This window comes from Achromobacter sp. SLBN-14, assembly GCF_006715415.1.
GTDB lineage: Bacteria > Pseudomonadota > Gammaproteobacteria > Burkholderiales > Burkholderiaceae_B > Achromobacter > Achromobacter mucicolens.
Genome location: NZ_VFNE01000001.1, coordinates 1617994 through 1637846, shown reverse-complemented (window position 1 = coordinate 1637846; position 19853 = coordinate 1617994). Strand labels below are relative to the sequence as shown.

Annotated in this window: 12 protein-coding genes, 2 tRNA genes, 3 rRNA genes and 1 other RNA gene; 16 read left to right on the top strand and 2 right to left on the bottom strand. The window is 62.4% G+C overall.

From position 1 onward, the window contains the following. Positions 1-131 precede the first annotated feature (131 nt). From FBY20_RS07500 to FBY20_RS07475, 6 genes are all read left to right on the top strand, one after another. Positions 132-208 (top strand) — tRNA-Ile (locus FBY20_RS07500). Between the two features lie 24 nt (positions 209-232). Then, positions 233-308 (top strand) — tRNA-Ala (locus FBY20_RS07495). Between the two features lie 297 nt (positions 309-605). Continuing rightward, positions 606-3490, top strand: a 23S ribosomal RNA gene (locus FBY20_RS07490). Between the two features lie 202 nt (positions 3491-3692). Beyond that, positions 3693-3805, top strand: a 5S ribosomal RNA gene (rrf, locus tag FBY20_RS07485). 189 nt (positions 3806-3994) lie between these two features. Beyond that, positions 3995-4107: ribosomal RNA gene (rrf, locus tag FBY20_RS07480) — 5S ribosomal RNA — on the top strand. 162 nt (positions 4108-4269) lie between these two features. Further along, positions 4270-4635 carry a hypothetical protein gene (locus FBY20_RS07475; RefSeq protein ID WP_056320734.1) on the top strand — a complete coding sequence of 122 codons (366 nt, stop codon included), beginning with the start codon at positions 4270-4272 and terminating at the stop codon, positions 4633-4635. 559 nt (positions 4636-5194) lie between these two features. On the opposite strand, the gene FBY20_RS07470 is transcribed toward FBY20_RS07475, so the two are convergent. Then, complete coding sequence (locus FBY20_RS07470; RefSeq protein WP_006217453.1) at positions 5195-5473, bottom strand: SWIB/MDM2 domain-containing protein; 279 nt, start codon at positions 5471-5473, stop codon at positions 5195-5197. A 147-nt stretch (positions 5474-5620) separates the two neighbouring features. On the opposite strand from FBY20_RS07470, the gene FBY20_RS07465 reads away from it, so the two are divergent. Together FBY20_RS07465 and pyrC are read left to right on the top strand one after the other, a co-directional pair. Further along, entirely contained in the window at positions 5621-6814 is a 1194-nt protein-coding gene (locus FBY20_RS07465; RefSeq protein ID WP_056569330.1) for a M20 aminoacylase family protein, read from the top strand. After that, on the top strand, positions 6810-7889 hold the full coding sequence (gene pyrC, locus FBY20_RS07460) for a dihydroorotase (protein WP_142055840.1): 1080 nt from the start codon (positions 6810-6812) through the stop codon (positions 7887-7889). The genes FBY20_RS07465 and pyrC overlap by 5 nt, the downstream gene beginning before the upstream one ends. 100 nt (positions 7890-7989) lie before the next feature. Here pyrC and FBY20_RS07455 read toward each other — a convergent pair whose 3' ends face one another. Beyond that, positions 7990-9816, bottom strand: a complete 1827-nt coding sequence (locus FBY20_RS07455; RefSeq protein ID WP_142051203.1) for an ATP-binding cassette domain-containing protein — start codon at positions 9814-9816, stop codon at positions 7990-7992. Between the two features lie 128 nt (positions 9817-9944). On the opposite strand from FBY20_RS07455, the gene rnpB reads away from it, so the two are divergent. The 8 genes from rnpB to murD all read left to right on the top strand — a co-directional run bounded on the left by rnpB (position 9945) and on the right by murD (position 19801). Continuing rightward, an RNA gene (gene rnpB, locus FBY20_RS07450) (RNase P RNA component class A) lies at positions 9945-10350 on the top strand. 357 nt (positions 10351-10707) lie between these two features. Then, positions 10708-11136, top strand: a complete 429-nt coding sequence (gene mraZ / locus FBY20_RS07445) for a division/cell wall cluster transcriptional repressor MraZ (protein WP_056322651.1) — start codon at positions 10708-10710, stop codon at positions 11134-11136. 7 nt (positions 11137-11143) lie between these two features. Further along, a complete protein-coding gene (gene rsmH / locus FBY20_RS07440; RefSeq protein ID WP_128829953.1) occupies positions 11144-12241 on the top strand; it encodes a 16S rRNA (cytosine(1402)-N(4))-methyltransferase RsmH in 1098 nt (365 codons plus the stop codon). Beyond that, on the top strand, positions 12241-12534 hold the full coding sequence (gene ftsL / locus FBY20_RS07435) for a cell division protein FtsL (protein WP_056320744.1): 294 nt from the start codon (positions 12241-12243) through the stop codon (positions 12532-12534). Before rsmH ends, ftsL begins: the two co-directional genes overlap by 1 nt. Further along, entirely contained in the window at positions 12531-14261 is a 1731-nt protein-coding gene (locus FBY20_RS07430; protein WP_056320746.1) for a penicillin-binding protein 2, read from the top strand. The genes ftsL and FBY20_RS07430 overlap by 4 nt, the downstream gene beginning before the upstream one ends. Further along, positions 14258-17113, top strand: a complete 2856-nt coding sequence (murF, locus tag FBY20_RS07425; RefSeq protein ID WP_142051200.1) for a bifunctional UDP-N-acetylmuramoyl-L-alanyl-D-glutamate--2,6-diaminopimelate ligase MurE/UDP-N-acetylmuramoyl-tripeptide--D-alanyl-D-alanine ligase MurF — start codon at positions 14258-14260, stop codon at positions 17111-17113. The genes FBY20_RS07430 and murF overlap by 4 nt, the downstream gene beginning before the upstream one ends. Beyond that, complete coding sequence (mraY, locus tag FBY20_RS07420; protein WP_056320752.1) at positions 17103-18272, top strand: phospho-N-acetylmuramoyl-pentapeptide-transferase; 1170 nt, start codon at positions 17103-17105, stop codon at positions 18270-18272. The genes murF and mraY overlap by 11 nt, the downstream gene beginning before the upstream one ends. Next, entirely contained in the window at positions 18269-19801 is a 1533-nt protein-coding gene (gene murD / locus FBY20_RS07415) for a UDP-N-acetylmuramoyl-L-alanine--D-glutamate ligase (RefSeq protein WP_142051198.1), read from the top strand. Before mraY ends, murD begins: the two co-directional genes overlap by 4 nt. The last annotated feature ends 52 nt before the right edge of the window (positions 19802-19853 follow it).

The following is a 19853-nucleotide window of genomic DNA, read 5'->3' as shown; positions in this document are numbered from 1 at the left end:
AGAGCTTACGTGCTCGTGTTAAGCGTCCACTCTTATCGGTTGTTTGATATAGCTGGGATCAGTTGTAGGCTTGGGTCGAGGGAATCTTCCCTAGGTCTTCAGCTTCCTGACTACTGATCCGAGAAGGTTTTGGGTCTGTAGCTCAGTCGGTTAGAGCACCGTCTTGATAAGGCGGGGGTCGTTGGTTCGAATCCAACCAGACCCACCAGGTATTTCGCGGCAAGCGAAATATGGGGGTGTAGCTCAGCTGGGAGAGCGCCTGCTTTGCAAGCAGGATGTCATCGGTTCGATCCCGTTCACCTCCACCATTGATTCTCATTGATCGCCGGTGGCGATGTAGAGGCCAACTCATAGTGTCGTCAGTCACGATGTTATGAGTTGGGTTTTACCCAACAGCTATATTTGTTCTTTAACAATCTGGAAGAAGCACAACGAAAATGTGTTCATCAAGTAATCGGCTTTGCTGATGAAGATGGGCACGGGTTGTGATTGCATTATTTTTTGTTCCAAGTTCTCAAGACTGGGGTGGTAAGCCTCAGACTGCTTTGAAACTTATGAACGGCACAAACGCTAATACTCAGGTCCTATAGCCTACAGCGTTATAGGATCAAGCGACTAAGTGCATATGGTGGATGCCTTGGCGATCACAGGCGATGAAGGACGTAGTAGCCTGCGAAAAGCTGCGGGGAGCTGGCAAACAAGCTTTGATCCGCAGATATCCGAATGGGGAAACCCACTGCAGCAATGCAGTATCCCTAGCTGAATACATAGGCTAGTGGAAGCGAACCGGGTGAACTGAAACATCTCAGTAGCTCGAGGAAAAGAAATCAACCGAGATTCCGAAAGTAGTGGCGAGCGAAATCGGATGAGCCTTTACGTTTTAGCGCGCAGGATAGTCGAACGGAATGGAAAGTCCGGCCGTAGCAGGTGATAGCCCTGTAGACGAAATTCTGTGTGTGGAACTAAGCGTAAGACAAGTAGGGCGGGACACGTGAAATCCTGTTTGAAGATGGGGGGACCATCCTCCAAGGCTAAATACTCGTGATCGACCGATAGTGAACCAGTACCGTGAGGGAAAGGCGAAAAGAACCCCGGAAGGGGAGTGAAATAGATCCTGAAACCGTATGCATACAAACAGTAGGAGCCTCCTTGTGGGGTGACTGCGTACCTTTTGTATAATGGGTCAGCGACTTACATTCAGTGGCAAGGTTAACCGAATAGGGAAGCCGTAGCGAAAGCGAGTCCGAATAGGGCGATTTAGTCGCTGGGTGTAGACCCGAAACCAGATGATCTATCCATGGCCAGGTTGAAGGCACGGTAACACGTGCTGGAGGACCGAACCCACTAATGTTGAAAAATTAGGGGATGAGCTGTGGATAGGGGTGAAAGGCTAAACAAATCTGGAAATAGCTGGTTCTCTCCGAAAACTATTTAGGTAGTGCCTCAAGTATTACTGCGGGGGGTAGAGCACTGTTATAGCTAGGGGGTCATGGCGACTTACCAAACTATGGCAAACTCCGAATACCCGCAAGTACAGCTTGGGAGACAGAGCACCGGGTGCTAACGTCCGGACTCAAGAGGGAAACAACCCAGACCGCCAGCTAAGGTCCCGAATTATCGCTAAGTGGGAAACGAAGTGGGAAGGCATAGACAGTCAGGAGGTTGGCTTAGAAGCAGCCATCCTTTAAAGAAAGCGTAATAGCTCACTGATCGAGTCGTCCTGCGCGGAAGATGTAACGGGGCTAAGCGATAAACCGAAGCTGCGGGTGTGCACTTTTAGTGCACGCGGTAGGAGAGCGTTCTGTAAGCCTGCGAAGGTGGCTTGTAAAGGCTGCTGGAGGTATCAGAAGTGCGAATGCTGACATGAGTAGCGATAAAGGGGGTGAAAAGCCCCCTCGCCGTAAGTCCAAGGTTTCCTGCGCAACGTTCATCGGCGCAGGGTGAGTCGGCCCCTAAGGCGAGGCAGAGATGCGTAGCTGATGGGAAGCTGGTTAATATTCCAGCACCGTCGTACAGTGCGATGGGGGGACGGATCGCGGAAAATCATCAGGGTGTTGGATGTCCCTGTTGCTGCATCGAAGATGGCGCTTAGGCAAATCCGGGCGCGTAAATCAAGGGTGTGGCACGAGCGAGCATTGCTTGCGAAGTGATCGGAAGTGGTTCCAAGAAAAGCCTCTAAGCTTCAGCTGTACGAGACCGTACCGCAAACCGACACAGGTGGACGGGATGAATATTCCAAGGCGCTTGAGAGAACTCAGGAGAAGGAACTCGGCAAATTGATACCGTAACTTCGGGAGAAGGTATACCCCGGTAGTGTGAAGCGCCTGCGCGCTTAGCATGATGGGGTCGCAGAGAATCGGTGGCTGCGACTGTTTATTAAAAACACAGCACTCTGCAAAGACGAAAGTCGACGTATAGGGTGTGACGCCTGCCCGGTGCCGGAAGGTTAAGTGATGGGGTGCAAGCTCTTGATCGAAGCCCCGGTAAACGGCGGCCGTAACTATAACGGTCCTAAGGTAGCGAAATTCCTTGTCGGGTAAGTTCCGACCTGCACGAATGGCGTAACGATGGCCACACTGTCTCCTCCTGAGACTCAGCGAAGTTGAAGTGTTTGTGATGATGCAATCTACCCGCGGCTAGACGGAAAGACCCCATGAACCTTTACTGTAGCTTTGCATTGGACTGTGAACCGGCCTGTGTAGGATAGGTGGGAGGCTTTGAAGCGTGGTCGCCAGATCACGTGGAGCCATCCTTGAAATACCACCCTGGTTTGTTTGCGGTTCTAACCTTGGTCCGTTATCCGGATCGGGGACAGTGCATGGTGGGCAGTTTGACTGGGGCGGTCTCCTCCCAAAGTGTAACGGAGGAGTTCGAAGGTACGCTAGGTACGGTCGGAAATCGTGCTGATAGTGCAATGGCATAAGCGTGCTTGACTGTGAGACTGACAAGTCGAACAGGTGCGAAAGCAGGACATAGTGATCCGGTGGTTCTGAATGGAAGGGCCATCGCTCAACGGATAAAAGGTACTCTGGGGATAACAGGCTGATACCGCCCAAGAGTTCATATCGACGGCGGTGTTTGGCACCTCGATGTCGGCTCATCTCATCCTGGGGCTGTAGCCGGTCCCAAGGGTATGGCTGTTCGCCATTTAAAGAGGTACGTGAGCTGGGTTTAAAACGTCGTGAGACAGTTTGGTCCCTATCTGCCGTGGGCGTTGGATACTTGACGGAGCCTGCTCCTAGTACGAGAGGACCGGAGTGGACGTACCTCTGGTGTACCGGTTGTCATGCCAATGGCATTGCCGGGTAGCTAAGTACGGAAGAGATAACCGCTGAAGGCATCTAAGCGGGAAACTCGTCTGAAGATTAGGTATCCCGGGGACTTGATCCCCCTGAAGGGTCGTTCGAGACCAGGACGTTGATAGGTCGGGTGTGGAAGCGCAGTAATGCGTTAAGCTAACCGATACTAATTGCCCGTGAGGCTTGATCCTATAACACTGATGGTTATGACCTGGTGATATAGCGTTCCAAGTGTCGTTCAATACAAAATACTGGCTGCACCGTCAGCAGCCAGCCAACACAATTACACCCCACCGTGCGTTGATCATCGAGCCCCAGGCTCTGATCGCCACGCGTTGCGCTTCTTCCAAGATTGGAGCCGTTGCCTAACCCGCAACTGCTCAACCAGTTACGCCTGACGACCATAGCAAGGTGGTCCCACTCCTTCCCATCCCGAACAGGACAGTGAAACGCCTTTGCGCCGATGATAGTGGACGGACGTCTGTGAAAGTAGGTCATCGTCAGGCTTTTATTGCTCAAAACCCCGCAGGTATCCCCTGCGGGGTTTTGTCTTTAGTGAGAGCCCTGCCGGTTGCGGCAAGAGGTGGGTTGCGGCGAGAGCTGCGAACCCTTTAGTGCGAGTCGGCGTCAGGTTCGCGCTGCAGTACCCCAGATTCGAACGGTTGACCGTTGTGTCAGCTGCTCAAGCAGTTACGCTTGACGACCAAAGCAAGGTGGTCCCACTCCTTCCCATCCCGAACAGGACAGTGAAACGCCTTTGCGCCGATGATAGTGGACGGACGTCTGTGAAAGTAGGTCATCGTCAAGCTCTTATCCTCAAAGCCCCACCGGTATCCGGTGGGGCTTTGTCTTTGGCACTCCAGTTGGCCTGCGAGCCGCGCCAATGTTGGATGTGCACAAATAACAACGGCCGTGGGTGGGGTGGCTTTGTGCGGTAAGATTGTTCGAGTCAATTCGTTGGAGCGTTATCGTGAGTGAACCCCAGACCCCCGTGCCCGGTACGACATTGGACCTTCGCACGTTGACCCACGTGGCCTATGGCTTGTATGCCTTGGGCTTTCTGACGAGTGGATTTCTGGGCATCGCCACGATTGCGGCTGTGGTGCTCATGTATCTCAAGCGATCGGACGCCGCAGGCACCGTGTACGCCGCTCATTTTGACTGGCTTCTGCGCACGTTCTGGTGGGCGTTGCTGTGGCTGGCCATCAGCGGGATCGCGACCCTCATCTTCATCGGATGGATTGGCGTGGCCGCAACCATCGTGTGGGTGCTTTATCGCCTGATTCGTGGCTGGCTGTCGTTGCTGGAAGGTGGCGCGCCCACGTCTTACGCGTGAGTACTGGTAGTACCCCTGGAAAGGCCGGCAGCGATGCCGGCCTTTTTGCATGGCATGAACGTGTGGGGTGATGCCCACCAGCTGCCCACCTTCACGGTGCGATCAGCGGCAAGGCTGAGGATACGTCGTTGAGGGGTCGTTGATGTGTCGTTGCCGTGGCGCGTCGAGCTTCGATGTGACGCGGTGTCAAAGCTGCGGTGCGGGATAGCTGCGCGCGCCGGCGTGACACGATGGCTGGCGGTGCGCCAGCGCGGCCTGGCCTTGCGGTCGGCGAGGGCGCCGTGTAGCGCGTTCAGCGGCGCCTCGTGTGTCTGTCGTGTGTCTGTCGACGTGCGGCATGAGCGCAGTTGGTGACGCGGCTAAGGAAGCGCGGCGTGCAGGCATGCAGCGGCACGTCAGACCAGGCGAACTGGCTTTTCAATCAAGCGGGAATGTCCACGAACGTGGCGATGAGGCACTGCGAGGGGGCTTGCTTGGTGGCGTTGAGCTCGCCCGGCCTGAAGCCAGGGCGTCGCGACAATCCAAAGGCAGGGACGTACGCCGTACGCCCTTTGCCTGCTTACTTCAGATGTGCGTTGACCAGTTTGGTCAGTTCGAACATCGTGACCTGATCCTTGCCGAAGATCGGGCGCAGCTTGGCATCGGCGTTGATGTTGCGCTTGTTGCTGGCATCTTGCAGGTTGTGCTTCTTGATGTATTCCCAGATCTTCTTGGTGACCTCGGTACGCGGCACGGCTTCCGAGCCGATGACAGCGGCCAATTCGGCGCTGGGGGTCAGCGGCTTCATGAATGCAGCGTTCGGCTTGCGCGCGGTCGCGGGTTTGGAGGTTGTGGCCATAATGCGGCGCTCCTTCTCTGGCTGTTGGAAAAATTGTCCTGCGGCCGGAGCATAACGTGTCTCTCCGGTAAAGACAAAGGCATTTATCCTCTGTAGCAACTAAAATGCACCGACCGTCCCCTCTATCACGTCATTCTGTAACGTCCTATGTACGCACGTTCTCCGTTGGAATCGATTCGGCTTTTTCATGACGAATTGACGGCGCTTCGGCGCGATTTGCATGCTCATCCGGAATTGGGTTTTGAAGAAGTCCGCACGTCGGGCATTGTTGCCGGCGCGCTGGAAGCGTTGGGCATCGAGGTGCACCGCGGAATCGGCAAGACCGGTGTGGTGGGCGTGATCCGTGGTAAACGGTGCGACAGTGGCCGCATGATCGGATTGCGCGCCGACATGGACGCGTTGCCCATGACCGAGGACAACACGTTCGGACACAAGTCGACCAAGCCGGGACTCATGCACGGCTGCGGTCACGACGGCCATACGGCGGTGTTGATCGGCGCGGCCAAGTACCTGGCGCAGACGCGCAATTTTGATGGCACGGCCGTGTTGATCTTTCAACCGGCGGAAGAAGGGCGCGGCGGGGCACGCGCCATGCTCGAGGACGGCCTGTTTGACACCTTTCCGTGCGATGCAATCTACGCCTTGCACAACTGGCCGGGCCTGAAACCGGGCACCATCGGCATCAACCCGGGGCCGATGATGGCGGCTGCCGATCGCTTCGAGATCCTGATCACAGGTCGAGGCGGACACGGGGCGCATCCTTATCAGACGATCGATCCGGTGACGATCGCGGGTCAGATCATTACGGCGTTGCAGACGATCGTGTCGCGCAACGTGAACCCGCTGGATTCGGCGGTGCTGTCGATCGGTTCGGTGCAAGCCGGCCACCCCGGCGCGATGAGCGTGATTCCGCGCGAGGCGCGGATGGTGGGCACGGTGCGGACATTCCGCAAGTCGGTCCAGGAAATGGTCGAGACGCGCATGCGGGAGCTGGTGAGCGCAATTGCCGGTGCGTTCGGCGGCACCGCCGAAGTGGTGTACGAGCGAATTTATCCCGCGACTTTGAACACCCCTCAGCACGCCAATTTGGTGGCCGACATTGCAACCGAGATGATCGGCAAGGAAAACGTGGTGCGCGATTTGGTACCCTCAATGGGTTCCGAAGACTTTTCGTTCATGTTGCAGGCCAAGCCGGGCGCTTATTTCCGCCTTGGCCAGGGCGGGGCCGATTCCGGCTGCTTGCTGCACAACCCGCATTTCGATTTCAACGATGCCGTCATTCCCCTGGGCAGCGCGATGTTCTGCGCACTGGCCGAACGGGGCATGCCGCTGGCAGATTAAGAAGCCTTCCATGTCTACTCAAAGCACGACTCAACTCACCATCACCCGTCCCGACGACTGGCATCTGCATTTGCGCGACGGCGCGGCGCTTGAAGCGGTGGTTGCCGATACGGCGCGCCAGTTTGCCCGCGCCATCATCATGCCTAACCTGAAGCCCCCGGTCACGACGACGGAGCAGGCGTTGGCCTATCGCGGCCGCATTCTGGAAGCGCTTGCGAAGACGGGCGTCAACCCGGATTCGTTCACGCCCCTGATGACGCTTTACCTGACTGACAACACGCCGGCCGAAGAGATCGTGCGCGCGCATGCATCGGGCCACGTCTATGCGGTCAAGCTGTATCCCGCGGGCGCCACGACCAACTCGGATGCGGGCGTGACCGATTTGCTGGGCAAGTGCACCAAGGCGCTGGAAGCCTTGCAGAAGTGTGGGATGCCGTTGCTCGTGCATGGAGAAGTGACGGATCCGTCGATTGACGTCTTCGACCGCGAGGCCATTTTTGTCGAGCGCGTGATGAAGCCGTTGCGGCGCGCGTTTCCGGCATTGAAGGTGGTCTTCGAGCACATCACGACGAAGGAAGGCGCCGAGTACGTGCGCGATGCGGAAGGTCCGATTGCCGCGACGATCACGCCGCAGCATATGCTTTACAACCGCAATGCGATCTTCCAGGGCGGTGTGCGGCCTCATTGGTATTGCCTGCCGATTCTCAAGCGCGAGACGCACCGCCTTGCGTTGGTCGAGGCAGCAACCAGCGGCAGTCCGCGCTTTTTCTTGGGAACGGATAGTGCGCCGCACGCGCGTGGTCTGAAGGAACATGCCTGCGGCTGCGCGGGTTGCTACACCGCGCTGCATGCAATGGAGCTGTATGCCACCGCGTTCGAGGCGGCAGGCAAGCTCGACAAGCTGGAAGGGTTTGCCAGCTTTCATGGTCCGGATTTCTACGGCCTGCCTCGCAACAACGGCACGTTGACGCTGTCGCGTGAAACTTACCAGGTGCCTCAGGAACTGGCGTTCGGCAATACGACGCTCGTCCCGCTTGCCGCCGGCGAAGCGCTGGAGTGGCGCGCCCACGTTTGAGGGCCTTGCGGCTGGAGCCGACGTGAAAAGGGGTGAGCGGCTTTGCCGTTCACCCCTTTTTTTGTGCCGCCGAGCGGCCCATCTATATATAGCAGTGCTGTCAGAGTGTGCCGTCGCGCCGCGCTTCGAGCAGTTCCCAGCGTGCAAATTTCTCTTCGAGTTCGGCTTCCAGTTTGGCCAGTTCGCCGTTGATGCGCTCGACCTCGTCCGGTGCGTCGCGATAGAGACTGCCATCTGCCAGCTTGCCCGCCAGTTCCGCCTGCTTGGCCTCGAGCGCGGCGATCGCGTCGGGCAGGCCTTCGAGTTCGCGCAGGTCCCAGGCGTTGATCTTGCCCGCCTTCGCAGGCTTGGGGCGCGCGGCTTTCGCGCGAGCGGCATTGTCGTCGGCGGACTTGGCAGTCTTGTCGGCGTCGGTCTGCGGCGTGGCGGGCGAGGGGCGCTGTGAAACCCACTCGTCGTAACCGCCCACGTAGTCGCGCCAGTGGCCGTCGCCTTCGTAGGCGATGGTCTGAGTCACCACGTTGTTGAGGAAGGCGCGGTCATGGCTGACCAGCAGCACGGTGCCGGCATATTCCTGCAGCAGCTCTTCCAGCAGTTCCAGCGTTTCGATGTCCAGGTCGTTGGTGGGCTCGTCCAGCACCAGCACGTTGGCGGGGCGCGCAAAGAGCCGCGCCAGCAACAGGCGCGCGCGTTCGCCGCCCGACAGGCTGCGCACGGGCGAGCCGGCGCGTGCCGGCGAAAACAGGAAATCGCCGAGATAGGTCATCACGTGCTTGCGCACCCCGCCAATCTCGACCCATTCGCTACCCGGACTGATGATGTCGACGAGCGAGGCGTTTTCGTCCAGCTGCGCGCGCATCTGATCGAAGTAGGCGACCGCGACGTTGGTGCCCAGGCGGGTCGCGCCGGAGTCGGGTTGCAGTTCGCCCAGAATGAGTTTGAGCAAAGTGGTCTTGCCCGCGCCATTGGGTCCGATGATGCCAATGCGGTCGCCGCGAAGCAGGGTTGTGGAATAGTCGTCGACCACGATCTTGTCGCCGAACCGCTTGCTGACGTGCTCGAGTTCCGCCACGAGCTTGCCGGACCGTTGGCCTTCGGCCAGCGCCAGCGATACGTTGCCAACGCGCTCGCGGCGTTCGGCGCGCTGCACGCGTAGGCTTTCCAGGCGGCGCACTCGGCCTTCATTGCGCGTGCGGCGCGCTTCCACGCCCTTGCGGATCCAGACTTCTTCCTGTGCCAGCAGTTTGTCGAAACGCGCCTGCTCCAGCCGCTCGGACTCTAGCCACTGCGCCTTGCGCTCCTGCCATTGCGAGAAATTGCCGGGAAAGCTCAAGAGACGGCCGCGGTCGAGTTCGACAATGCGGGTGGTGACGGCATCCAGGAACCGGCGGTCGTGGGTGATGATGACCGCGGCGCCTTTCCAGGCGCGCAGCATGTCTTCCAGCCAGGCAATGCCTTCGAAGTCCAGATGGTTGGTGGGTTCGTCGAGCAGCAGCAGATCCGGTTCGTCGATCAAGGCGCGGGCGAGGGCGACGCGCTTGCGGGTGCCGCCGGACAATCCCGCGATCTGCACATCGGCGGGCAGGCCCAGCTTTTCGATGACGGCGCGCGCGCGCGAGGGGCGCTGCCAGTCTTCGTGGTCGCCGTCCGTGTTGCACACGACATCGAACACCGTGGCATTGTCGTCGAGCTCGGGCTCTTGTTCGACGGTGGCCACGCGCAGGCTGGAGCTGCGGGCGATGGCGCCGTCGTCTGGCTGCGTGCGGCCGTCGAGCAGCCTGAGGAGCGAGGACTTCCCTGCGCCATTGCGGCCGATGAGGCCTATGCGTTCGCCGGACTGGATGGCGAAGTCGGCATGGTCGAGCAGCGGATGGTGCCCATACGCGAGCTGGACGTCGGTCAGGGTGATGAGAGTTTCGAGGGCCATGTGGTTGTTGGTGTCTGCGGCAGCTAAGCGGATCAGCGCGTATTGTCGCAGGAACACGAGGCCCCGGTCTTGCTGCCGGCGGGCACCCCGGGGGACAGAGCTGGCGCCTGTAATAGAATACGTGCTGCAAGACGGGTTGGACGATCGCGGTGGGCGCGAGCTCATCGAGGAAGGTCCGGACTCCACAGGGCAGGGTAACGGCTAACGGCCGTCCGGTCGCGCTTTCGGGCACGGCTGAGGAATAGGACCACAGAGACGAGACTGCGGCGCGGGCGCGCTTTGCGCGCACTGATACGGCCATCTCCGTATTGCGCCGACCGGCAACGGGCGGCGGCATCGCAGGGTGAAACGCGGCAACCTCTATCCGGAGCAACATCAAATAGGCATGCGTGCGGCCTCACGGCCGTGACGGGCGGCTCCGTCCGAGCATGCGGGTAGATGGCTACAGCGGCTCAGCAATGATCCGCGCAGAGGAATGATCGTCCGCCAGGGCAACCTGGCGTACAGAATCCGGCCTATAGACCCGTCTTGCATTGAATTCTTCCGGCGCGCGCGGATCTGGACGAGGCCGCGCGGCCGTCTGGCGTCCCACGCGCCAGTTTGTTTTCACTTCCAGGGTCGCCTCTCCGACGGGAAGCCTCGCCAACTGGAAGGATCGACCGGGCGGCAGACGGTAACTTGACCCCATTAGCCGCTACTTCTGAAGTAGGACTTTTAGAGTATGTCGCAACCTCCTGATTTATTGGGAGGTTTTTCTTTTTGCGTATTTACAAGTTGATCTAAGTCCTTGTTGTGATTGAAAAAATTGCAACCACGCGCTTGACCGCCCCTGTGCCCATACCGTAGAGTGGGAAATAGTAGGAAATTGTGCAATTAAGTGGGGTAAAAGTGGTGTTTCAGGGAAGCAGCGCGCTCACGCTGGATGCCAAGGGACGGATCTCGATTCCGACCCGGCATCGTGACGCGCTCATGTCGCAGGCCGAAGGCCGGCTGACCCTGACCCGCCACCCCGACGGCTGCCTGCTGGTGTACCCGCGGCCCGAGTGGGAAAAGAAGCGCGAGCAGATCGCGGCTTTTCCCATGACGGCCCGCGCGCTGCAGCGGCTGTTGCTGGGCAACGCTCAGGACGTGGAACTGGACGGCTCCGGCCGGGTCCTGATCGCTCCTGAACTGCGCAACGCTTCCGGTATGACGCGCGATGTGATGCTGCTCGGTCTGGGCTCTCACTTCGAGCTGTGGGACGCCGCTACCCTGGCCAGCCGTGAGGCTGAAGACTTGGCCAAGGGTATGCCGGACGTGTTGAACCAGTTTTCGTTCTGAAAGAGTTATGGAATTCGAACATCGGCCCGTCCTCCTGGCGCCGACGGTGGACGCGCTTTTGCTGCCCGGTTTCGGCGGCAAGGGCGCGGCACGGTCGCAGCCGCAGGGTGGGCAGGATGTGGCTACGCGAATCGAAAGTGGCGTCTTTGTCGACGGCACGTTCGGACGGGGTGGCCACAGCCGAGAATTGCTTGGCCGGCTGGGCAAGCAAGCCCGGCTGATCGTGTTTGACAAGGACCCGCAGGCCATCGCGGTTGCCAACGCCCTGGCGGCCGAGGATGCGCGAGTCACGGTAGTGCATGGGGGCTTTGCCACCATGGCTGAAGAATTGGAGCAGCGCGGCATCGGCAAGGTCGATGGCGTGATGCTGGATCTGGGCGTTTCGTCGCCTCAGATCGACGATGCCGAGCGCGGCTTCTCGTTCATGCGAGACGGCCCGCTCGATATGAGGATGGACACCACTCGTGGTCCCACGGTGGCGGATTGGCTGGCGCAAGCCAGTGTGGATGAGATGCGGGAGGTCATAGCGGATTATGGCGAAGAACGGTTTGCTTTTCAGGTTGCAAAGGCGATTGCTGCTCGCCGCGCAACAAGGCCGCTGCGCACCACGCTCGAGCTTGCCGAGTGCGTCGCCAGCGCCGTCCGCACGCGCGAAAAGGGGCAACATCCGGCCACACGCACCTTTCAAGCTTTACGGATTTACATCAATCGGGAACTCGAAGAGCTCGCGCGCACCCTCGCGTCAGCTTTAGACCTGCTTGCCCCAGGGGGGAGGTTGGCGGTGATCAGCTTTCATTCGCTTGAAGACCGCATGGTCAAGCAGTGCATCGCGGCGGCGGCTCGACCGGCTGCGGCGCATGCACGCCTGCCCCTGCGCGAAAGCGAAATGCCCCAGCCTGTCGTCCGTTCCCTTGGCAAGGTCGTGGCCGAAGACGATGAAGTCTCGTCCAACGCCCGTGCCCGGTCGGCCATCCTGCGCGTGGCCGAGCGCACCGAAACGCCGCTGCCCCCCGAGGGCGGCTTTGCATTTGTGAAGATCGGCTCGCTGCCCGGCAGCGACCTCGCCCCGCCGCCCCGTCGCGGCGGCAAGGGAGGGCGCCGCTGATGGGTCGCGTCAACCTGATCGTTGCGGCTTTGCTGATGCTGTCGGCCATTTCCCTGGTCACCAGCCGGTATCAGTCGCGCCAGCTCTTCGTGGAGTTGGGGCGAGATCAGGCGCATGCGCGCGACCTGGAAACCAATTGGCGGCGCCTGCAGCTAGAGCGCGCCGAGCTGGCCCGCAATGCGCGGGTCGACGCCATTGCGCGTGACGGCCTGAAGATGATTCCCATCGTGCCGGATCGCACCCTCTATATGAATCAGGCGCCCGTGCCTGCGGCCGCCGGAGGCTCGCAATGAAGCGCGTGCCCTTCTTCGACAACCCCGTGCTGCGCGGGCAGCTGCCCACGTGGCGCGCCCGCCTGGTCCTGATCCTGCTGTTTGGCGGGTTCACCGTGCTGGCCGGCCGTGCGCTGTTCCTGCAGGGGTTGTCGACGGAGTTCCTGCAGCAGCAGGGCGAGCGCCGCTACGAGCGCACACTGACATTGGCCGCCACGCGCGGCAAGATCATGGACCGCAACGGCGCGGTGCTGGCATCCAGCGTGCCCGCGCGCGCCATCTGGGCCATTCCCGAAGACGCGAAGCAGGCCACGCCCGCGCAGGTCGACGCGCTGGCCAAGCTGCTGGAGACGCCTGTCGGCGACCTGCGCCGCCGCTTCGTCGACGAGGACAAGAACTTCGTGTACCTGAAGCGCCAGGTCTCGATGGACGTGGCCGACAAGATCAAGCAGCTGGGCATGCCCGGCGTGCACCAGCAGCCCGAAACGCGCCGCTACTACCCGGATGGCGATGTGATGGCCCACGTGGTGGGTTTCAACAGCGTCGAGGATCAGGGCCAGGAAGGCGTCGAGCTGACGTTCAATCAGCAGTTGTCGGGCCGCCCGGGAAGCCGCCGCGTCATCAAGGACCGGCTGGGACGCGTCATCGAAGACGTGCAGGCCGTCACGCTGCCGGTGGACGGCCGCGACCTGCGCCTGTCCATCGACACGCGCCTGCAGTACCTGGTGTTCAAGGAACTGAAGGACGCCATGGACAAGCACCGCGCAAAGGGTGCGACGGCCGTGGTCGTTGACGTGCATACGGGCGAGATCCTGGCGCTGGCCAACGTGCCGACTTTCGATCCGAACAACCGCGAAACCTTCCACGGCGCCAACCTGCGCAACCAGGCGATCACGGACACGTTCGAGCCGGGCTCCATCATGAAGCCGTTCACCGCCGCGCTGGCGCTGGACCTGGGGCGCATCAGCACGTCGACGCAATTCGAGACGGGCAACGGCCGGTTCACGTATCAAGGCAGCACGATCAGCGACGTCAGCCGCAACGGCACGCTGGACGTCGCGGGCGTGCTGCGCAAGTCCAGCAACATCGGCATGACGATGATCTCCGAGAAGCTGGAATCCCGCGAAATGTGGGACCGCTTCACCGAATTGGGCCTCGGTCAGGCGCCTCAGGTGGGATTTCCCGGCGCCGCGCCGGGCCGTCTGCGTCCGTGGGAGCGCTGGCGCCTGATTGAAAAGGCCACCATGGCCTATGGCTACGGCCTGTCCGTGTCGCTGCTGCAGGTGGCCCGCGCCTATACCGTTTTTGCCCGCAACGGCGACATGGTGTCGCTGACTCTGGTCAAGCGCGACAGCGATCCGACGAGCGTGAAGATCTACTCGCCCAAGACGACGGCGCTGGTGCGCGCCATGCTTGAGGCGGCCACGGGCCCCGACGGCACGAAAGCCGCGCAGGTGCAGGGTTACCGCGTGGCCGGCAAGAGCGGCACCGCGCGCAAGATCGTGGACGGTAAGTACAGCACGCAACGTTACCGCAGCTCGTACGTGGGCTTTGCTCCGGTGTCGGATCCCAAGATCGTGGTGGCCGTGTCCATCGACGAACCGACAATCGGCGGCTATTACGGCGGCGCCATTGCCGCGCCCGTGTTCTCCCATATCGTGGGGGGGAGCCTGAGGTTGATGGGGGTGCGGCCAGACGCACCGTTTGAATCCACGATTGTTGCTGGTATCAAGGAGCCAGGCAGATGAGCGCCAACGGCTTCCACTCTTCCCCTGCCGCCACGGTTGCCGAGACCGTGGCGTGGTTGCATGAGCGCGTGTCGCTGACCGCGCATCTGAAGCTGGACTCGCGCGACATCGAGCCCGGCGACGTGTTCGTCGCCTGCCCGGGCCTTTCCAGCGACGGCCGTCTCTATATAGACAAGGCGTTGGCGCTGGGCGCCAGCGCGGTGCTGTTCGAAGCGCCGGCCACCGATGCCGTGCTGGCCGCGTCGGCCGGCACGCCCATGCTTGCCGTGACGGGCCTGCGCGCGTTGCTGGGAGAGCTGGGCGACACCTGGTATGGGCGTCCGTCGGCCGCGCTGGCGGTGGTTGCGGTGACGGGCACCAACGGCAAGACCTCTTCGGTGCAATGGATTGCGCATGCCCTGAGCCGCAACGAGAAGGCGTGCGGCACGATCGGCACGCTGGGCGCCGTGCTGCCCGATGGGCAGACGCTGGGCGGCAGCCTGACGACGCCCGACGTGCTGACGGTGCATCGCACGCTGGCCGCGATGCGCGACGCCGGCGCGAAAGCCGTGGCTATGGAGGCCTCGTCGATCGGCATCGAACAAGGCCGCATGGACGGCGTGCGCATCGCGCTGGCCGCCTTCACGAATCTGACGCGCGACCATCTGGACTATCACGTCACGATGGAGCGTTACGAAGCGGCCAAGGCGCGCCTTTTCAGCTGGCCCGGTCTGACTGCGGCAGTAATCAATGCTGACGATGAGGCGGGACGGCGGATGCTCGCCGCCTTGCCGGAAGGCGTGTCGCCGATGGGCTACAGCCTGAGCGACGATCCCGCAATCCCCGCCGCGATGCGTGCCCGCGATCTGCAGGCGACGTCGCAGGGCCAGATCTTCACGCTGGTGTCCCCGCACGGCGAGGCGCAGATCGTGACGCGCCTGCTGGGGGCGCATAACGTTTCGAACCTGCTGCTGGTGGCGGGCGTGCTGTACAAGCTGGGCCTGCCGTTCGCGCAGATTGCGCGCGAGCTGGCCGCGACGGATCCGGTCGATGGCCGTCTGCAGACCGTGGAGCCCGCCGTCAGCCTGCCGGCGCATGCGGCCCGCGGTCCGCTGGTGGTGGTGGATTACGCTCACACACCCGACGCGCTCTCGCGCGCGCTGCTGGCGTTGCGCGCCGTCGCCACGGCGCGTTCCGGGCGCCTGGTGTGCCTGTTCGGTTGCGGCGGCGAGCGCGATCCGGGCAAGCGCCCCGTCATGGGCGCGATCGCCGCGGAGCTGGCGGATCACGTCGTTGTCTCCAGCGACAATCCGCGCACCGAGTCGCCCGAGGCAATCGTTCAGCAAATCCTGGCCGGCATTCCCGAAGCGGTGCGAGCCGACGTGGAAGTCGACCGCGCGCGCGCCATCCTGCAGACGATCTGGGCGGCTTCGCCCGAAGATGTGGTGCTGCTGGCCGGCAAGGGACACGAAACCTACCAGGACATCGGCGGTGAAAAGCTGCCGTTCGACGACCGCGAGTGGGCGCGCGTGGCGCTGCTGTTGCAGCAGACGCCGGGCGTATCCACGGACACGCGCCGCATTGGCGAAGGCGAGCTCTTCGTCGCGCTGGTTGGTGAGAACTTCGACGCGCACGACTATCTGGACCAGGCCGCCTCGCGCGGCGCCTGCGCGGCGCTCGTTGCGCATCGGGTCGCCGATGCCGGGCTGACGCAGCTGGTCGTGGGCGATACGCGCGTTGCGCTGACGCGCATTGGCGCCGCCTGGCGCTCGCGTTTTTCGCTGCCCGTGGTGGCGGTGGCCGGCAGCAATGGCAAGACGACCACCAAGGAAATGATCTCCGCGATGCTCGCCGAATGGCAGGGCGAAACGGGGCGCCTGGCCACGGCCGGCAATCTGAACAACGATATCGGCGTGCCGCTGACGTTGCTGCGTCTGCGACCCGAGCATCGCGCCGCCGTGTTCGAACTGGGCATGAACCATCCGGGCGAGATCGCGCAGCTGGCCGCCATTGCCGCGCCGACCGTGGCGCTGGTCACCAATGCGCAGCGCGAACATCAGGAATTCATGCACACCGTCGAGGCGGTTGCGCGCGAGAACGGCGCCGCGATCACCGCGCTGCCGGCGGATGGAATCGCGGTGTATCCCGGAGACGAACCCTACTCGGCCATCTGGGACACGCTGGCCGCGCCGCGCCGCGTGCTGCGGTTCGGGCTGCAGCCTGGGTTGGATGTCTATGCCGAGCAGATCATCGCGGAAGTGGACGCCACGCGCTGCCGTGTCGTGACGCCGGTCGGTGTTGCCGATCTGACGCTGCCGGTGGCGGGGCTGCACAACCTGCGCAACGCGCTGGCGGCCATCGCCAGCGCGATCGCCGCGGGTGCGCCGCTGGAGACCGCGGTGCGGGCGCTGGCCGGATTCAGCCCCGTGGCCGGCCGCATGCAGCACAAGCGAATGAGTGACGGAACGCTGCTCATCGATGACACCTACAATGCCAACCCCGACTCGGTTCGCGCAGCCATCGATGTACTTGCGCGCATTGCCGGCACGCGCGTCCTGGTGCTGGGCGACATGGGCGAAGTCGGGGACAACGGCCCCGCCATGCACGTCGAGGTGGGCAATTACGCGCGCGAGCATGGGCTCGACGCATTCATCACGCTAGGCGAAGCCAGCCGGGCGGCCGCCGCCGCATTCGGCCCTGGCGCGCACGCCTGCGCATCGGTAGACGAAGTCGTTGCCGCCTTGCGCGGCTTGCGCCCGTCCTGCGTATTGGTAAAAGGATCGCGCTTTATGCGCATGGAGCGGGTAGTGACGGCTTTTTCTTTGAATGAAGGTTCGGCAGCCTCGGGGCAGGGAGAGCAGCATGCTGCTTGAGATCGCCCGTCTGCTTTCTGACGATGTGCGCGCGCTGGGGGTGTTTGAATACATCACCCTGCGCGCCGTGCTGGCGTGCGCGACGGCGCTGGTGATCGGCCTGGTGGCCGGGCCGCGCGTGATCCGCAAGCTGACCGAAATGAAGATCGGCCAGGCCGTGCGCACCTACGGTCCCGAATCCCATCTGGTCAAGACTGGCACGCCCACGATGGGCGGTGTCCTGATCCTGATTTCCATCGCCATCAGCACCTTGCTTTGGGCGGATTGGACGAACCGCTTCGTGTGGGTCGTTCTGCTGGTGACCTTCGGGTTTGGCTGGATCGGCTGGCGCGACGACTACCGCAAGGTGGTCTATCGCGATCCCGAAGGGATGCCGGCGCGGCAAAAATTCTTCTGGCAAGCCACCATCGGCATGGTGGCTGCGGTGTATCTGGCCTTCGCGGTGTCCGCGCCCGCCAACACGGAACTGTGGCCCCTTTTCAAGGCATGGGTGGGCAGCGGTTTCACGATGTCCCTGCCGACGCGCGCCGACCTGATCGTGCCGTTCTTCAAGACGGTGAGCTATCCGCTGGGCGTGCTTGGTTTCGTGGCGCTGACGTGGGCCGTGATCGTCGGCACCAGCAACGCCGTGAACCTTACCGATGGCCTGGATGGCCTGGCGATCATGCCGACCGTGATGGTCGGCAGCGCGCTGGGCATCTTCGCGTACGTGGTCGGCCGCGTCGACTATTCGAAGTACTTGCTGTTTCCGTACATCCCCGGCGCATCGGAGTTGATGGTGCTGTGCGCGGCGATCGGGGGCGCGGGGCTCGCATTTTTATGGTTCAACGCGTATCCGGCGCAAGTGTTCATGGGCGACGTCGGCGCGCTGGCGCTGGGCGGCGCGTTGGGCACGATTGCAGTCATTGTGCGCCAGGAGATCGTGCTGTTCATCATGGGCGGCGTGTTCGTGGTCGAGACCCTTTCGGTGATGATCCAGGTGACCTGGTTCAAGTACACGAAGCGACGTTATGGAACAGGTCGACGCATTTTTCGCATGGCCCCGTTGCATCATCACTTTGAAGTGGGCGGCTGGAAGGAAACCCAGGTGGTCGTGCGTTTCTGGATCATCAGCATGATGCTGGTGCTGATTGGCCTCTCCACGCTGAAGTTGCGATGAACATGATGGAAACCCCCCGCGTAGATGCGCCGCTCGTTCTGATCCTCGGATTGGGCGAGACGGGTGTCGCCGCCGCACGCTGGTGTGCCCGTCAGGGCGCCCGCCTGCGCGTGGCCGACACGCGCGCGGAACCGGGAGGTCATGCCGCGCTGCGCGAGTCGCTGGCGCAAAACGAAGTGGAATACCGCCTGGGTTGCAACGAGTCGTTCGCAACCGATCTGCTGGACGGCGTGTCGCAGGTTGTGCTGAGCCCCGGCCTGGCGCCTGCCCAGGCGCCGGCCGCCGACCTGCTGCGCGAGGCCGAGGCCCGCGGCATCGAAGTCGTCGGTGAAATCGAACTCTTCGCCCGCGCGCTGGCGGATCTGGCCACGGCCCGCGAATACCGTCCGCGGCTGCTGGCCGTGACGGGCACCAACGGCAAGACCACCGTCACCGCGCTGACCCGGCAACTGATCGAAGCCAGCGGCCTGACGGTGGTGGCCGCCGGCAACATCAGCCCTGCGGCGCTGGCCGCGCTGATGGACGCACTGGACACGGACACGCTGCCGCAGGTGTGGGTGCTGGAACTGTCCAGCTTCCAGCTCGAAACCACGCGCACGCTGATGGCCGATGCGGCTGTCGTGCTGAACGTGACCCAGGATCACCTTGATTGGCACGGCGGCATGCAGGCTTACGCCCAGGCCAAGGCGCGCTTGTTGAAGATGGCGCGCGTGGCCATCGTCAACCGCGACGACCCGCTTACCGTGGAGATGGTGTCCGCGCTGAACGCCATGCACGTGCGCAGCTTCGGCCGCGATGTGCCGGAACTGGTCGGCGACATGGGCCTGGAACTGGGGCAGGGCGTGGCATGGCTGACGGCCTGCGAACCCAACGATTTCGACGAACCGGCGCCGCCCACGCGGCGCAAGAAGGATGCGCCCGAGCCTGTGCGCGCCAAGGGCCGCATGAGCCGCCTGATGCCCGTGGACGCCTTGCGAATCCGCGGCATCCACAACGCGTTGAACGCGCTGGCCGCCTTGCAGCTTGCCCGCTGCCTGGACCTGGGCTGGGGCGCCATGCTGCGCGCGTTGCGCGACTACGCGGGAGAGCCGCATCGCGCCGCCTTCGTGCGCACGATCGGCGGCGTGGATTACATCAATGACAGCAAGGGCACCAACGTGGGCGCCACCGTGGCCGCGCTGGAAGGCCTGGGTCAGCCTGTGGTGCTGATCGCCGGCGGCCAGGGCAAGGGCCAGGATTTCTCGCCGCTGATTCCTGGGGTGTCGCGTCATGCGCGCGCGGTGATGCTGATCGGCCTGGATGGCCCCGAGATCGGACGTGTGCTGGAGCCGACCGGCGTCAAGTGCATCACCGTCGAAACGCTGCGCGACGCCGTGCGCGGCGCGGCCGAACTGGCTCAGCCCGGCGACGTGGTGCTGCTGTCGCCGGCCTGCGCCAGCCTGGACATGTTCCGCAATTACCCGCATCGCGGGCAGGTGTTCGTGGAAGAGGTCGAAGACCTGGCCCGCGACCGTGGGGAGGTGGCATGATCCGCAACGCCGCTTCCCGGGCGAATTCCATGGCGCGCGTCGCCGAGGGCGC

What these genes read in the sequence shown, in the direction of transcription:
- FBY20_RS07430 (WP_056320746.1), top strand. Translation starts at nt 12,531, where the DNA reads ATGAAGCGCGTGCCCTTCTTCGACAACCCCGTGCTGCGCGGGCAGCTG.
- FBY20_RS07470 (WP_006217453.1), bottom strand. Translation starts at nt 5,473, where the DNA reads ATGGCCACAACCTCCAAACCCGCGACCGCGCGCAAGCCGAACGCTGCA.
- rsmH (WP_128829953.1), top strand. Translation starts at nt 11,144, where the DNA reads ATGGAATTCGAACATCGGCCCGTCCTCCTGGCGCCGACGGTGGACGCG.
- mraY (WP_056320752.1), top strand. Translation starts at nt 17,103, where the DNA reads ATGCTGCTTGAGATCGCCCGTCTGCTTTCTGACGATGTGCGCGCGCTG.
- murD (WP_142051198.1), top strand. Translation starts at nt 18,269, where the DNA reads ATGAACATGATGGAAACCCCCCGCGTAGATGCGCCGCTCGTTCTGATC.
- ftsL (WP_056320744.1), top strand. Translation starts at nt 12,241, where the DNA reads ATGGGTCGCGTCAACCTGATCGTTGCGGCTTTGCTGATGCTGTCGGCC.
- FBY20_RS07455 (WP_142051203.1), bottom strand. Translation starts at nt 9,816, where the DNA reads ATGGCCCTCGAAACTCTCATCACCCTGACCGACGTCCAGCTCGCGTAT.
- FBY20_RS07465 (WP_056569330.1), top strand. Translation starts at nt 5,621, where the DNA reads ATGTACGCACGTTCTCCGTTGGAATCGATTCGGCTTTTTCATGACGAA.
- murF (WP_142051200.1), top strand. Translation starts at nt 14,258, where the DNA reads ATGAGCGCCAACGGCTTCCACTCTTCCCCTGCCGCCACGGTTGCCGAG.